The following is a 14,119-nucleotide window of genomic DNA, read 5'->3' as shown; positions in this document are numbered from 1 at the left end:
GGATGCACCACGGACGTCAGGTCGAGGTCTCGACCTCGCGCCCGGCCTGCTGACCAGGACTCACGGGGCGCTGTCGACCAGGCTCATGCCTTGTCCGCGACGCCGCCCAGTCTGTCCTCGGGCGCAAATCCGGACGGAACGCGCCCTGCGACAACGGCCTCGGCGAGCGCTTCACCGATCACGGGTGCGTGTTTGAACATGTTGTGGCCCGCCACCGCGACGACAGGTCCGGTACGCCAGAGCGCGACACCGTCGTCACCCCACGGGAGAGTGGTCACCCAGCAGTGCACGATGTCGCGAGGTGTGGGATCGAGGCCCGGCAGTGCAGTCGCCACATAGCGGCCGGCTGCTTCCGCGAGCTCACCCAACCGAGTCGCGTCGTCGAGGGTTCCGTCGTCGTGTGCGTCGATGTCGTCGGCGATGCCCAGCCCATACGCCGACCGGTCCGGATATCCCGCGGCGTAGACGGCGTCCGCACCGAAGTGTCCGCTGCCGTCCTGAAGCGTCGGGAGCCGAAGGTCGCTGTCCCGCACCGCGAACGAGACCCGAACGTGCGCGCCCAATCGGACCGGGATCGCCACACCGAGGCCCCGGGCCAGTGGTGCGGTTCCGCGTCCCGCGCACATCACCGCCGCACCATGCTCCCCCACTGTCGTCGGTGTCCTGATGGTGACGGTGCCACCGTCGGAATGCGCCGCGAGAACCTCCTCGTGGACGAAGGTCCCGGACAACCGGCCGCTCAGTGCCGCGATCGCGGAGCGCGTGTCGATGGAACCCCCGTCGACATCGAGCATCGCCTCGCCCTGATAGTCCGCCAGCACGGGCATCACCTCCCGAAGCCCTTGGGCGTCGAGCGGAACGACCGTCACTCCGGCCCGTTCGAGCAGACCGCGACGGCGAGGGACCGCATCGCCGAGCATCACGGCACCGTCGGGCGAGATCAGCGGGATCCCGAACTCGTCGGACCAGACGTCCCAGTGGTGCCGGGCCCGGACGGCCAGATCGACCAGGCGCCGGTCGTCGTGCGCGTGCCGGAAGATCCGCGACTGCCCCGCCGACTGGCCGTAACCCGGCCGGCCCACGTCGTACACGGTGACCGAAAGACCCTGCCGGACAAGACGATAAGCGGACGACAGGCCGATGATCCCGGCACCGACGACTGCGACGTCGGAGACCCTGGGCACTACTTCCCTCCGTGCCAGACCGCGTCGAAGGGGGCCTGCGAGGCCAGGCGACCGACGATGCCGTCGTGCGTGAACTGCTTGGCGGTCCGGATCGCGTCCAGTACGTCGACCCCCTTGGTGAGCTCGGCGGTCATGGCCGCGGCGAACACACACCCGGCCCCGGAGACACGCTCGTTGCCGACCTTCGGGGCGCGCAACACGGTGACGTCCGTGCCGTCGAAGACGACATCGATCGCCTCGTCGCCGGGGAGTCCGACCCCACCCTTCACGACGACGACCTTCGGCCCCAGGTCGTGGATGCGGTGAGCCGCCTCGCCGAGATCGTCGATCGACGTCAGCTCGTCCATGCCGGCCAGAGTCGCGGCCTCGAACAGATTCGGGGTCACCACGGAGGCCAGCGGCAGGATCTCCGAACGCAGAGCGTTGTCGGTGTCGAGTGCGGCCCCCGGCTCCTGGCCTTTGCAGATGAGCACAGGGTCGACGACGACCTCGCGCCACGGTCGCGAGGCCAGGGCCGCCGCGACGGTGGAGATCGTGGCCGGGGTACCCAGCATGCCGATCTTCACGACATCGGGCTCGTGCGCAGCGGTTGCCACCTCGATCTGATCGGCGATCACCTCGGACTCGACGGGTACGAAGCGATGCGCCCAGTCGTTGTTCGGGTCGAAGGACACGATGCAGGTGATGGTCCCCACCCCGTAGGTACCGAGCTGCGCGAAAGTGCGCAGGTCGGCCTGGATGCCCGCTCCCCCGCTGGCCTCCGACCCGGCGATCACATAGGACACCACTGACATCGACATCTCCTCCTGCAGACTGTCCTGGGCTCGGGTTCCTTTTGTACACCCCTGCCCGTGACACCGGTCTTCTCGCGCAGTGTCTCCAGCGCGATTAGTCCCGCGGACGCCGGGGTATCCGGCAGCGCATGAGCCAAGACACAATGCGAGCGATGGTCTACCGCGGGCCCTACAAGGTCCGCGTCGAGGAGAAGCCTGTACCGCAGATCGAACACCCCAACGACGCCATCGTCCGGGTGACCCATGCCGCGATCTGCGGCTCGGACCTGCACCTGTATCACGGGATGATGCCCGACACCCGCCCGGGGATGACCTTCGGACACGAGTTCGTCGGGGTCGTCGAGGCGGTCGGCGGCTCGGTCCAGAACGTGGGTGTCGGCGACCGGGTCATGGTCCCGTTCAACATCTACTGCGGAACGTGCTACTTCTGCGCGCGGGGCCTGTACTCCAACTGCCACAACGTGAATCCGAACGCCACCGCCGTCGGCGGGATCTACGGCTATTCGCACACCTGTGGTGGATACGACGGCGGACAGGCCGAGTTCGTGCGTGTTCCGTTCGCCGATGTCGGACCCAGCGTCATACCGGACTGGATGGACCCGGAGGATGCGCTCATGCTGACCGACGCCCTCCCCACCGGGTACTTCGGAGCCCAGCTCGCCGACATCCGGCAGGGCGAGACCGTCATCGTGTTCGGCGCCGGACCGGTCGGTCTGTACGCCGCGCGGTCCGCCTGGTTCATGGGCGCGGGACGGGTCATCGTCATCGATCACCTGCAGTATCGCCTGGACCAGGCCGCGCAGTTCGCCCACGCCGAGACCTACAACTTCGCGGAGTACGACGACATCATCGTCCACCTCAAGGAGATCACCGACAACATCGGCGCGGATCGCGTCATCGACGCCGTGGGCGCCGAGGCCGACGGCAATTTCCTCCAGCACGTGACCGCGGCCAAGTTCAAGCTCCAGGGCGGATCGCCGATAGCCCTCAATTGGGCCATCGACTCGGTCCGCAAAGGCGGGACCGTCTCGGTCATGGGCGCCTACGGCCCGATGTTCAGTGCGGTGAAGTTCGGCGACGCCATGAACAAAGGACTCACTCTCAACATGAACCAATGTCCGGTGAAACGTCAGTGGCCCAGATTGTTCGACCACATACGCAACGGCTACTTCAAGCCGAATGACATTGTCACCCATCGCATACCGCTCGAGCACATCGCAGAGGGTTATCACATCTTCTCGGCGAAGCTCGATGACTGCATCAAGCCCATCATCGTCGCCGACGCCGGCTGAGGAGGAACCGTGCCCGCATATCCCGCAGACCGCCCGAACGATCCCGACACCTCCGCCCTCGTCGACCGGATCCCGGGCTGGGGCGTCGATCTGGACACCGCGAACCGTCCGGCGGTTCCGCGCGAACTGCCCGTCGAACCGGCCCCCGGCGTCCACTGGACCGTCCCGGACGACCAGCCCGAGCGTCGACCTCGCGAACGGTCCAACGAACACGCCTTCCTCACACCGGTTTTCGGTACATCGACGCCACCGCGCGGGCTGTCCGGCGCGATCCGGCGATCTGCCTACCGCTACAGCGAAGGTCGCGCGGCGCACTGGCTGATCCTCCTCGGCGCCGACCGTGTGGCGTCGATCGAAGCGCACCTCGCGTCCCTGGCGACCGCCCGACCGGACAACCCACTGACCGAGACCGGCATCGCGTCTGAGTTCACCCACCACGGCTGGTCATCGCGCCATGGCCGCACCCGTGTCGACGGCAGTCATGCCTGGATCGATCCGCTGCTCGTGGGCGGGCCGTGGGTGGTCACCGGCGCGGTCGCCGGTGTCGCGGTTCGCCGACTGGTCCGCTCTGCTCGACGGTCTCGTCGATGACCACGGTTGGCAGGCATCGTGAATCCCGGAGCAAAGACGACGCATGTCGGCGCGGCTGAGTTCGTCCCCGACTTGCACGACCTCGACGACCTCGCATCGGCGGCGCGCGCCTGTCGTGGGTGCGACCTCTACCGCGACGCCGACCAGACCGTGTTCGGCGCGGGCGATCCCGGATCGACGATCATGTTCGTCGGCGAGCAGCCCGGTGACCAGGAGGATCGTGCCGGTGAACCGTTCGTCGGTCCGGCCGGCCGCGTGTTCGACCGCGCACTCGAGGCCGCCGGCATCGACCGCGAGATCACCTATGTCACGAACGCGGTGAAACACTTCAAGTTCACCCGGGCAGCGGGTCAGAAGCGACGAATTCACGAGAAGCCGAACCGCGGTGAGGTCGTCGCGTGCCGGCCCTGGCTGTTGGCCGAACTCGACGCGGTCTCGCCCCGCATCGTCGTGTGTCTGGGCGCCACAGCCGCACAGGCGTTGCTGGGCACCGGTTTTCGACTCACCAAGCACCGCGGCGAACGCTTCGACCTCGGAGCCGACGGAGATGTCGGTCCCGACCATTCCGAGTCCGTGGTGGCGACCGTTCATCCCTCGTCGATTCTCCGCGGACCCGCAGAACAGCGCGATCAGGCGTTCGACGCCTTCGTCGCCGATCTCCGCGTCGTCCGGGATCTCGCGAGCACCAGCTGACCGATCACGCAGCACAGCGGAAATCGCTGACAGGCGTCTGGACTGGTGTCTATAGTCGTCGACGAGGAAGCCCGCGACCGCGGGACACCTCGGCACAGCGGAGATCGACCGACTGGAGAACGATGGATCTGCAAGAGATCAGCGACCGGTTCGGCATCGCGGACACGCTGTACAGGTACTCACGCGCCATCGACACCAGGGACTGGGAACTGTGGCGTTCGGTGTTCACCCCGGAAGCGGTGGTCGACTACTCGTCGACGCCATTCGGTCAGGCGGGCACCCGGGACGAGATCGCGAGGTGGCTCGAGGAGAGTTTCGCGTTCGTGTCGGTGAGTCAGCACTTCATCACCAACATCGAGTACACCTTCGCCCACTCCGGCGAGGGTGATCGTGCCGACGTGCGTGCGATGTTCTACAACCCGATGCGTTTTGTGGGCATGCCCGAACTGAGCACGTGCGGCGGAAACTATCACCATTCGATGGTCCGGACCGCCGACGGATGGAAGAGCGCCGGGCTCGTGGAAGAGTGCCTGTGGTTCGAGAACTCGCCGGCGGGAGCGGATGACGGCTCACCGGCCGACGGCTGATGCGGGTCGGTCACGTGCCCTGTGCATCGCGTCGTTACCGAACCGTGGCCGCAGAGAACGATCCGGCACCGACCCTGCCGATCGGGCGGCACGACGCGAACACTCTCCATAGCCTGGGAAGCACATCCCAGAGCAGAGGAGTCAGGTGGACGAGTCGCGAACCTGTCTGGTCACCGGAGCGACCGGCTATGTCGGCGGCCGGTTGGCACCGCGGTTGCTGGCACGCGGACACAGCGTTCGCGCGCTGGCGCGGACGCCGGAGAAGCTGTCCGGCGCACCGTGGTTGTCCGAGCCGGGAGCCGAGGTGGTCGAAGGCGATCTGTCCGATCGCGATTCGCTGGTGAAGGCTTTCGCGGGCGTCGACGTCGTCTACCACCTGGTGCATTCCATGAGCACCGATGCCGACTTCGCTGTCGAGGAACGACGTGCCGCGGAGAACGTCGTCGCCGCGGCACAGCAGAACGGGGTCTCCCGGATCGTCTACCTGGGCGGCCTGCACCCGTCCGGCACCGAGCTCTCCGAACACCTCGCATCCCGTGCCGAGGTCGGAGACATCCTGATCGACTCGCCGATCGAAACCGTCGCGTTGCAGGCGGGCACCTTGATCGGATCGGGGTCGGCCTCGTTCGAACTGATCCGGCACCTCACCGAGCGTCTACCGGCGATGACCACACCTCGGTGGGTGCACAACAAGATCCAGCCGATCGCCGTCGACGATGCGCTGCACTACCTCGTCAAGGCGGCCACCGCGACCGTCCCGTCGTCCAGAACCTGGGACATCGGTGGGCCCGACGTCCTGGAATACGGCGACATGATGCAGGTGTATGCAGAGGTCGCGGGCCTGCGTCCGCGGATCATGGTGGTCCTGCCGTACCTCACCCCGGCCCTGGCCAGCCGGTGGGTACGGTTCGTCACGCCGATTCGCGGCAAGATCGCACGACCGCTGATCGAATCGCTCGAATGCGACGCGGTGTGCCGCGACCGTGCGGTCGACGCGATCATCGATCGTCCGGACGGCGGCCTGACCCCCTACTCGCGGGCGGTGGCACTCACCCTCGAACGGTCCGCGCGCGGCGACGGGCCGGCCTCCTGGGCCAACGCCTCCGCCGATGTGTCCCCCGCCGAGCCCCTGCCCACCGACCCGGAATGGGCCGGCGAGGAGATGTTCGAAACCGTCACCCGCAGCAGCGAGCAGGCGAGCCGCACGACGGTCTGGGACCGGCTCGAACGGGACGCGCGGCACCGCGGCGAGATCGCACATGCGCGACGGCCGGACTTCCTCCGAGTGCGCCTGCGCGACAACAGGTTCGGTAGGTCGTATCGCGAACAGCAGATCCAGGACGTCGACGGCTCGCGCGGCGTCGTGGAGACCACGACCACGGAACGCTTCTTCCCACGTGGTCTGGCCGGTCTCGCCTATTGGCGTCTAGGGCTCCCGTTCCGGGCACTCGGCATCCCCGGCGCTGATCCATTTCGGTGAATCGCCGATCCGATGGCGTGTCGGACAATCAGGCCGCGTGCGGGTTACAGTCGGCACCACTGTGGTAACTCCCGGTAAATGACTCGTTCGACTGAGCGAGAAGCGCGGACGATCCGTCGAGGAGGAATGAACGGGTGTCGTTGACCGAGCGGGTCGACCGGTTCCAGCGGGACCATCCGGCGACGGGTTTTCCACTCGCCGTCATCTACAAGTTCGTCGACGATCAGGGCGCGTACCTGGCGGCACTGTGCGCTTATTACGCCTTCATCTCGCTGTTCCCGCTGTTGCTGCTCTTCGCGACCGTGTTGGGGATCGTCCTGGCAGACAATCCCGACCTCCAGGAACGGATTCTGGACTCGGCGATGAGCCAGATCCCGGTCATCGGCGGACAACTCGAGGAGCCCGAGAAACTCAGTGGCGGTGTCACTGCGATCGTCATCGGGGTCGTGGTGTCGCTGTACGGCGGCCTCGGAGTGGCCGTCGCCGCCCAGAACGCGATGAACACGATCTGGGCGGTCCCGCGCAACGAGCGCCCGGATCCGATCGTCGCCCGCCTACGTGGACTGTTGTTGCTGTCGACGATCGGCGTCGCGGTGATAGGTCTGACCGTCGTCAACGGCGTCTCGGCCGCCTTCGAGCTCGGGATCGTCGGGCGGTGGCTCGCGATCCTCGGGTCGGTGGCCCTGAGCACGCTGGTGTTCACGGTCGCGTTCCGGATCGGCACCGCCCGGAATGTGTCGGTGCGGGACGTGCTGCCAGGTGCTTTCGCAGCAGCGGTCGGCTGGCAGATCATCCAGACCTTCGGTGCGGTCTACGTGCAGCACGTCATCGGGAACGCGAGTTCCACCAACGGCGTCTTCGCGATCGTGCTGGGCCTGCTGGCGTTCCTGTACGTGGCGTCGATCGTGATCGTGTTGTGCCTGGAGACCAATTCGGTGCGGGTCGATCACCTCTACCCACGGTCGCTGTTGACGCCGTTCACCGACAACGTCAGCCTGACGAAGGGCGATGAGGCAGCGTACTCGGCGCAGGTTCTCGCGCAGCGCAACAAGGGTTTCCAGGAGATCGACGTCTCATTCGACAATCCACGCGACGTCGAGTCCGACGTCGAGATGGACGTGCGCTCCCCCGATTCCGAACGCGGCTGACCTGTTGTGGCCCCCAGCGGGGACATTCTCCGAGCCGGAGGTCAGTGCAGCGCACCGAGTTCGACGAGGAGCACTCCGACGATGATGACGCCGATACCGGCGACCATTCGACGGGTGAGCCGCTCGCGGAACAGGAAGTGTGCCGCGACAGCCGTTGCCGCGACGCCGGCGGCGGCCCAGATACCGTAGGCGACACCGAGCGGCACACCGTTCCTCAGCCCGAATGTCAACGCGACGAACGCCGTCAGATATCCGGCCACGACGACTGCGTAGAAACGCCGACGGCCGGTTGCGGCGGCGCGCAATGCGAGGGTGCCGGTGACCTCGGCGACGATCGCCGCGACGATGAACAGATATCCCACGGTCAGGCCTCCGTGGTGCCGGCGTCGACGGGTGGCCGGTGACCGGTCTCGACCAGGACCACCCCGATCACGATGCACACGATGCCGATCCCCATCACGATCCCGAAGGGTTCGTCGAAGATCCAGGTCGCCAGAACCGCGGTGAGGGCCACACCCGACGCCGACCAGATCCCGTAGGCCACCCCGATCCCCATGCCGCGCTTGAGGACTCCGGCGAGGAGTGCGAACGCCAGCATGTACCCGACGGCGACCACGACGTACAGCGCAGGTTCTGTTTGTGCACCCTTGAGCGACAACGTCGCCGCCACCTCGGAGGCGATCGCCGCGATCAGCATCAGCCAGGTCATTTCTCTCATTCCGCTCGGCACCCTGACGGGGACTGTATGTCAACGACGCAGCGCCCCGGCCGAACGGGTCCGGGGCGTTGCGTCGTCAGCGGAGCGAGCGGGCCGTCAGCGCGTGGATCCCGCGAGTTCGCGCGACCGGGAGACGTCGGCGGCCAGCCAGCTGACCTTCGAGCCCAGTGCGGCGTCGACGCTGAAACGCCCGGCGCCGATGACTGCCAGGATCAGTGCGCCGGCCCCGAGGGCGAGGACCAACTCGTAGCCGCCGTCGGAGACCCAGATGCCGTTGTCCACGTGTGCGATGAACAGTGCGCCGATCATGTTCAGGGTCAGCAGCGCGGCGATGATCGGGGTCAGCAGTCCGATGATCAGCGCGATGCCACCCAGGATCTCGAGCCACGTGACGACGAACGCCGAGAACGATGCGGCCGGGACGCCCATCATGTCGAATCCCGTCTGCGGTCCCGTCCAGCCGTTCTGCTGGAACTTCTGCAGGCCGTGGGCCAGGAAGATGACGCCGAGAGCGACGCGTCCGAGGAGGATGCCCGCGCTGCGGACGATGGGGTTGGTCATGACTGAGCCGCCTCACTGAGAGTGTGTTCTGACTTGATGAATCAAGTGAAGGCTAGGCTATGACACTTGACGCGTCAACCTGATCACGGATGTGTTCACTTCATATACACTGCGCAGGTGTCGACTGCCCCCGAGCCGAATTGGCTCGACGACGAGGAAATGGACGCCTGGATCCAGGTGGCAACCGCGCTGGCCCACCTCCCCCACGCGCTCGACGCCCAGCTCCTCCGCGACGCCCAGATCACACACTTCGAGTACGAGGTGATGGCTGCTCTGTCCGAGGCGCCGGACCACACCTTGCGGATGAGCCAGCTCGCCGAACTGTCCTACGGTTCGCTGTCGCGGCTGTCGCATGTGGTCTCCAGACTCGAGAAGCGTGGGTGGGTTGTGCGCCACCCCTGCCCGGAGAACGGGCGGTTCACCAATGCCGTTCTCACCGAGTCGGGTTGGGAGAAGGTGGTCGCCACCGCGCCCGGGTATGTGGCCAATGTGCGCGAACTCGTCATCGATCGGCTGACGCGTGCGCAGCTTCGGCAGGTGTCCGCGATCGGCAGGCGGATCAACACGCGTCCGACCGGTTCGCCGTAGTCCCACCGCGATGCGCGCTGTCGCAGCGGCCGTCGGCGCGCGTCACGGGCCGGACCGTCAGCGCGGGTCGAGCCGGAGCTGCTGGGTGCCGAGAACGTTGAGCAACTCGATCTTTCCGGCCGCGTCGGTCCTCGGTGCCGCCGTCAGCACGAGCAGGACCTGGGTCTCGTCCTCGGTGAACAACGCCTGGCAATCCACCTCGATCGCGCCGACCTCGGGATGGAGCAGGATCTTGTGGTCCTCGAAGCGTCGACTCACCATGTGGGTGTCCCAGAGTGCGGTGAACTCGCTGCTGCGGCGCCGGAGCTCTGCCACCATCGCTCCGGCTCGTGACTCCGCACCCATCACACCGTACGCAGCCCGCAGTGAGGCGACCTGTGCCCGGCTCTGCCGTTCGTGGTCGTCGGCCGGATAGCGGGCGCGCTCGTCGTCGGGGTGCACGAACCACCGGTAGATGGCGCTGCGTTCCATTCCGGTGAGGTGGTCGGTGTCGCCGAACAACGCTCTCGCGCAATCGTTCTGGATCAACGTCTCCCCCAGCGCCGAGAGGATGAGGGCGGGCGTGCCGGTCAGTCGGTCCAGGACGCGCAGAAGTCCGGGTGCGATGTGGTCCGACGCAGCCACCCGGTCCGGTGCGCTGTGCCCGGCGACCCGGAACAGGTAGTCCCGCTCATCGGCGGTGAGGCGTAGGGCGCGAGCGAGCGCCGACAGCATCTGCGTGCTCGGTTGTGGGCCGCGGCGCTGCTCGAGTCGGGTGTAGTAGTCCGTGGACATCGTCGCGAGCTGAGCGACCTCCTCACGACGCAGACCCGTCGTGCGTCGCCGGGCGCCAGCCGGGATACCCACATCCGACGGTTGCAGACTGTTGCGTCGGCTCACGAGGAACCCGGCCAGCGCATCGCGATCCATCTCGTCAGTATCGCGGCGCCGGTACCGCGTTGCCAGGGATCGGCGATCCCCCGATGAGCGCGCTCTGGATCGTGCCCCTGCCGGATCGGAGACTCGAGGGCATGAACCTCACCGGAAACACCATTTTCATCCCCGGCGCGACCAGCGGAATCGGTCTGGCCCTTGCCACCCGGCTGCACGACGAGGGCAACACCGTCATCGTCGGTGGGCGGCGCACCGAACTCCTGGACCGAATCCGTGCCGAGCACCCCGGGCTGCACACGATGGAGATCGACGTCGCCGACCCGGACAGTGTCGATGTGGCCGCACGACAGGTCATCGCCGAGCACCCTGATCTCGACGTGCTCGTCGCGATGGCCGGGATCATGCGCATCGAGGACTGGTCGTCACCTGCGGGCTTCCTCGACACCGCCGAAGCGACCGTCACCACCAACCTGCTGGGCCCGATCCGTCTGATCGCCTCGTTCATCGAACACCTGCAGGCGCGGCCGGCCGCCACGATCATGACCGTGTCCTCCGGCCTGGCGTTCGCCCCGCTTCGGGTGACACCGACCTACAACGCCACCAAGGCCGCCATCCACATGCTGAGCGAGTCGTTGCGCCTCCAATTCGCCGGCACATCGGTGGACGTCGTCGAACTCGTACCGCCGGCGGTACGCACCGATCTGTTGCCCGGGCAGCGTGACAGCGACATCGCCATGCCACTCGACGAATTCGTCGACGAGGTGGTCGACCTCATCGGCTCACAGCCCACCGCCACCGAACTGCTCGTCGAGCGGGTGAAGTTCCTGCGGTGGGGCGAAGCGCGCGGCGACTATGCCGAGGTCGTCGCGACGCTGAACGAGCGCGACCCGCACGGTTCCTGAACTCGTTCGGAGCGTGATCAGCCGAGCCGGGTGATCGTATCGACGGCCGACTCCTCGACGGCGTCGCGGAACCCGGTCCCGGCCCAGAGGTTGATGCCGTCGGGATCGTTGGCGGCGGCGCGCCGGATGCCGCCGGTCAACGTGTTGACTGCCGGGTATTCGGCCACCGCGACGTCGGAGAACCTGTCGGTGAACAGGTTTCGCAGTGCGCGGGCAGGTCGGCCGCTGAACGCCCACGTGACCACGGACTCGGTTCGTTCCGGATCGGCGAGTGCGGCCGCATGGGCGGGCTTGGTACCGGCCTCGCTGGTTCTCAGCAGAACGGTACCGACCTGTACCGCAACGGGTCCCAGGGATCGGATCTCGTCGGCCCGGGCCGCCGTCGAGATCCCGCCCGCCGCGACGATCGGCAGTTTCACCCGATCGGCCACCTCGCCGATCAAGTCAGGCAGAGGCAGTGTGGGAGGGCTGGTCCGACGGTCGAAGACCGATCGATGACCGCCGGCGTCCGGACCCTGCACAATGAGCCAGTCGGCCCCGGCCTGCCCGGCGATCTCGGCATCCGCGGCCGTGGTCACCGTGACCCCGACGCTGCACCCATGCCGGTGTAGCTCGGCGAAGACCTCAGGCCGGGGACACCCGAAAGCGAAGGAGACAAGCGGGATCCGCTCGTCGCACATCAGCCGGATCTTGGCGTCGAAATGGTCGTCGTCGTCGCCCAGGTCGTCGACGTCGGGAAGGGTCACACCCAGATTTCGCGCATACGGCACCAGTTCGGCACGGTAGCGGGCGAGGGCGTCGGGGTCCACCGGCTCCGATTCCGGAACGAAGATGTTGACGCCGAAGACCTCGGTGCCCGCCGCCCGCACGGCCGTGATGTCGGCGCGCACCCTGTCGGGGCTCAGGTAGCCGGCGGCAAGCTGGCCGACACCGCCGGCCGACGCCGCCGCCACCACCAGCTCCGGGGTGGTCGGACCACCGGCCATGGGGGCGGCGACAACGCGGCGCGAGAGTTCGCGGAGATCGAACATTCAGCCCTTGTCCTTCGCCGCGCGGACCGCGGTGAACTGTGAGAGTCGCGCGTCTGCGACCGAATCCATCTGCTCGAGCTCCATACCCTTGGTCTCCTCGACCTTCCGGAAGACGTAGAAGAACGATGCCGCGGCGCAGAAGGCGAAGAACCCGTAGATGATCCCCAAGCCCACTGCTTCGGTCATCGGCGGGAACAGCATCGAGATGGTGAAGTTCGCGACCCAGTTGACCGCCGTGCAGACGCCCAGGGCGACGCCGCGGATCCGGTTCGGGAACATCTCCCCCAGCATCACCCACATCACCGGGCCCCAGGTCGCCGCGAAGGCGACCACAAAGAGGTTGGCGCCGATCAGTGCGACCACACCCCAGGGGTCGGGCAGCGTGATGTTCTCGCCCTCACCGATCTGCTGAGTGAACGCGATACACGCCATGAGCAGACCGATGAACATGCCCACCGATCCGCCGAGCAGCAGCCTCCGGCGTCCGAGGCGGTCGACGAACAAGATCGCCACGAAGGTCATCACGACGTTGATGACGGCGGTGATGACCGACGTCTTGAACGAGTCGGCCTCGGAGAAGCCGACGGACTGCCACAGGGTGGTCGAGTAGTAGAAGATCGCGTTGATACCGACGAACTGCTGGAAGATCGCCAGCCAGATGCCCACCCAGACGAGCGGGTGAAGTCCGAACGACGGCCCCGTGATGTCCTTGATCGACGACTTCGCCTCACGCTTGACCGTCAGCTTGATCTCTCTGACCCGCTCGAGCGGATTCTCCTCGCCGGTCACCTCCTGCAGGATCCGTGCCGCCTCGGCATCGCGGTTGCGGCCCACCAGGTATCGCGGCGACTCCGGGATCAGGAGCGCCAGCACACCGTAGACGACCGCGGGCACGACGCCGACGAGGAACATCCACCGCCACGCCTCCAGACCCCACCAGAAGTCGCTCGACGCGCTCCCGGCACTGTCGGCGAGCAGGGCGTCGGAGAGCAACGCCGCGAAGATTCCCAGTGTGATCGCCAGCTGCTGCATGGAGGCGAGGGCCCCGCGGTATCGGGCCGGTGCGATCTCGGAGATGTAGGCCGGCGCGATGACCGAGGCGATACCGATGCCGATGCCGCCGAGGACACGCCACAGCAGCAGGTCGGGAATCGTCTGGGTGAAACCGGTCCCGATCGCCGAGATGATGAAAAGTGCGGAGCCGAGCAGCATCACGCGCTTGCGACCCCAGACGTCGGCCAACCGGCCGGCGAACCAGGCGCCGAGCGCGCAACCGAGCAGTGCGATCGCGACGGTGAAGCCGGTCATCAGCTTGCCCAGTCCGAAATCCGCTTCGATCGAGTCGACCGCGCCGTTGACGACCGAACTGTCGAAACCGAACAGGAATCCGCCGACCGCGGCGGCGACCGTGACGCCGATGACCTTGGCAGTGTGTTGTTCGGCGACTTCGCGCTGCTGGTCGGTCATGGCGTCGTCCCGACCGTCGGAGAAGCCCACCGCAGAATGTGTGTCATGTCCGTGACCTCGCTGTCCGGTTGCATGGACGCCGGGTAATCGACGTTGGCGCTCAATCTACTCGCGTGAGTCGCCCTGACTGACGCTATCGGACACAGACGAACACGGATCGCAGGCGCGCGCCGGTGGTCTCGTGTCGCAGTATGGGGGGCAGTCGACGCG

Annotated in this window: 16 protein-coding genes; 8 read left to right on the top strand and 8 right to left on the bottom strand. The window is 66.9% G+C overall.

The features are described from left to right. Positions 1-83 precede the first annotated feature (83 nt). Both AC3B5T_RS19565 and AC3B5T_RS19560 read right to left on the bottom strand, forming a co-directional pair. A complete protein-coding gene (locus tag AC3B5T_RS19565; RefSeq protein ID WP_488357840.1) occupies positions 84-1,184 on the bottom strand; it encodes an NAD(P)/FAD-dependent oxidoreductase in 1,101 nt (366 codons plus the stop codon). Beyond that, entirely contained in the window at positions 1,184-1,978 is a 795-nt protein-coding gene (locus AC3B5T_RS19560; protein ID WP_488357839.1) for a PfkB family carbohydrate kinase, read from the bottom strand. The genes AC3B5T_RS19565 and AC3B5T_RS19560 overlap by 1 nt, the downstream gene beginning before the upstream one ends. A gap of 143 nt (positions 1,979-2,121) precedes the next feature. Here AC3B5T_RS19560 and AC3B5T_RS19555 point away from each other — a divergent pair, with 143 nt between their 5' ends. The 6 genes from AC3B5T_RS19555 (at position 2,122) to AC3B5T_RS19530 (ending at position 7,769) form a co-directional block, all read left to right on the top strand. After that, positions 2,122-3,270 (top strand): zinc-dependent alcohol dehydrogenase, encoded by a 1,149-nt coding sequence (locus AC3B5T_RS19555; protein ID WP_010842559.1) that lies wholly within the window; start codon positions 2,122-2,124, stop codon positions 3,268-3,270. A 9-nt stretch (positions 3,271-3,279) separates the two neighbouring features. Continuing rightward, the gene (locus tag AC3B5T_RS19550) at positions 3,280-3,861 is read left to right on the top strand and encodes a hypothetical protein (protein ID WP_010842560.1); all 582 of its coding nucleotides are present in this window, start codon (positions 3,280-3,282) and stop codon (positions 3,859-3,861) included. 18 nt (positions 3,862-3,879) lie between these two features. Further along, positions 3,880-4,554: a UdgX family uracil-DNA binding protein gene (locus AC3B5T_RS19545; RefSeq protein WP_488357838.1), complete on the top strand. Its 675-nt coding sequence runs from the start codon at positions 3,880-3,882 to the stop codon at positions 4,552-4,554. A gap of 122 nt (positions 4,555-4,676) precedes the next feature. After that, positions 4,677-5,141, top strand: a complete 465-nt coding sequence (locus AC3B5T_RS19540) for a nuclear transport factor 2 family protein (RefSeq protein ID WP_488357837.1) — start codon at positions 4,677-4,679, stop codon at positions 5,139-5,141. A gap of 145 nt (positions 5,142-5,286) precedes the next feature. Next, entirely contained in the window at positions 5,287-6,621 is a 1,335-nt protein-coding gene (locus AC3B5T_RS19535) for an NAD(P)H-binding protein (protein ID WP_488357836.1), read from the top strand. A 134-nt stretch (positions 6,622-6,755) separates the two neighbouring features. After that, the gene (locus AC3B5T_RS19530; protein ID WP_488357834.1) at positions 6,756-7,769 is read left to right on the top strand and encodes a YihY/virulence factor BrkB family protein; all 1,014 of its coding nucleotides are present in this window, start codon (positions 6,756-6,758) and stop codon (positions 7,767-7,769) included. Positions 7,770-7,810: 41 nt separating this feature from the next. Here AC3B5T_RS19530 and AC3B5T_RS19525 read toward each other — a convergent pair whose 3' ends face one another. The 3 genes from AC3B5T_RS19525 to AC3B5T_RS19515 all read right to left on the bottom strand — a co-directional run bounded on the left by AC3B5T_RS19525 (position 7,811) and on the right by AC3B5T_RS19515 (position 9,048). After that, positions 7,811-8,131 carry a DMT family transporter gene (locus AC3B5T_RS19525; protein ID WP_010842565.1) on the bottom strand — a complete coding sequence of 107 codons (321 nt, stop codon included), beginning with the start codon at positions 8,129-8,131 and terminating at the stop codon, positions 7,811-7,813. 2 nt (positions 8,132-8,133) lie between these two features. Continuing rightward, positions 8,134-8,478, bottom strand: a complete 345-nt coding sequence (locus AC3B5T_RS19520; protein ID WP_488358789.1) for a DMT family transporter — start codon at positions 8,476-8,478, stop codon at positions 8,134-8,136. Positions 8,479-8,583: 105 nt separating this feature from the next. Beyond that, on the bottom strand, positions 8,584-9,048 hold the full coding sequence (locus AC3B5T_RS19515; protein WP_488357833.1) for a DoxX family protein: 465 nt from the start codon (positions 9,046-9,048) through the stop codon (positions 8,584-8,586). 117 nt (positions 9,049-9,165) lie between these two features. Between AC3B5T_RS19515 and AC3B5T_RS19510 the strand changes: the two genes are divergently transcribed. Then, complete coding sequence (locus AC3B5T_RS19510) at positions 9,166-9,636, top strand: MarR family winged helix-turn-helix transcriptional regulator (RefSeq protein WP_035717304.1); 471 nt, start codon at positions 9,166-9,168, stop codon at positions 9,634-9,636. A 57-nt stretch (positions 9,637-9,693) separates the two neighbouring features. On the opposite strand, the gene AC3B5T_RS19505 is transcribed toward AC3B5T_RS19510, so the two are convergent. Next, positions 9,694-10,545 carry a helix-turn-helix transcriptional regulator gene (locus tag AC3B5T_RS19505; protein ID WP_010842569.1) on the bottom strand — a complete coding sequence of 284 codons (852 nt, stop codon included), beginning with the start codon at positions 10,543-10,545 and terminating at the stop codon, positions 9,694-9,696. 101 nt (positions 10,546-10,646) lie between these two features. Here AC3B5T_RS19505 and AC3B5T_RS19500 point away from each other — a divergent pair, with 101 nt between their 5' ends. Further along, positions 10,647-11,411: an SDR family oxidoreductase gene (locus AC3B5T_RS19500; protein ID WP_488357832.1), complete on the top strand. Its 765-nt coding sequence runs from the start codon at positions 10,647-10,649 to the stop codon at positions 11,409-11,411. 17 nt (positions 11,412-11,428) lie between these two features. Here AC3B5T_RS19500 and AC3B5T_RS19495 read toward each other — a convergent pair whose 3' ends face one another. Then, positions 11,429-12,442: a nitronate monooxygenase gene (locus tag AC3B5T_RS19495; protein ID WP_488357831.1), complete on the bottom strand. Its 1,014-nt coding sequence runs from the start codon at positions 12,440-12,442 to the stop codon at positions 11,429-11,431. Next, entirely contained in the window at positions 12,443-13,909 is a 1,467-nt protein-coding gene (locus tag AC3B5T_RS19490) for a sugar porter family MFS transporter (RefSeq protein ID WP_055476049.1), read from the bottom strand. It lies immediately after the preceding gene. Positions 13,910-14,119: the final 210 nt, after the last annotated feature.

Source organism: Gordonia sp. G4, from assembly GCF_057770005.1.
The sequence above is the reverse complement of the archived record's forward strand: the minus strand, read 5'-3'. Positions and strand labels throughout refer to the sequence as shown.

Excerpts from the sequence above, each read along its gene's own strand:
- AC3B5T_RS19490 (WP_055476049.1), bottom strand. The coding sequence starts at position 13,909 with ATGACCGACCAGCAGCGCGAAGTCGCCGAACAACACACTGCCAAGGTC.
- AC3B5T_RS19520 (WP_488358789.1), bottom strand. The coding sequence starts at position 8,478 with ATGACCTGGCTGATGCTGATCGCGGCGATCGCCTCCGAGGTGGCGGCG.
- AC3B5T_RS19500 (WP_488357832.1), top strand. The coding sequence starts at position 10,647 with ATGAACCTCACCGGAAACACCATTTTCATCCCCGGCGCGACCAGCGGA.
- AC3B5T_RS19515 (WP_488357833.1), bottom strand. The coding sequence starts at position 9,048 with ATGACCAACCCCATCGTCCGCAGCGCGGGCATCCTCCTCGGACGCGTC.
- AC3B5T_RS19505 (WP_010842569.1), bottom strand. The coding sequence starts at position 10,545 with ATGGATCGCGATGCGCTGGCCGGGTTCCTCGTGAGCCGACGCAACAGT.
- AC3B5T_RS19560 (WP_488357839.1), bottom strand. The coding sequence starts at position 1,978 with ATGTCAGTGGTGTCCTATGTGATCGCCGGGTCGGAGGCCAGCGGGGGA.
- AC3B5T_RS19540 (WP_488357837.1), top strand. The coding sequence starts at position 4,677 with ATGGATCTGCAAGAGATCAGCGACCGGTTCGGCATCGCGGACACGCTG.
- AC3B5T_RS19495 (WP_488357831.1), bottom strand. The coding sequence starts at position 12,442 with ATGTTCGATCTCCGCGAACTCTCGCGCCGCGTTGTCGCCGCCCCCATG.
- AC3B5T_RS19555 (WP_010842559.1), top strand. The coding sequence starts at position 2,122 with ATGCGAGCGATGGTCTACCGCGGGCCCTACAAGGTCCGCGTCGAGGAG.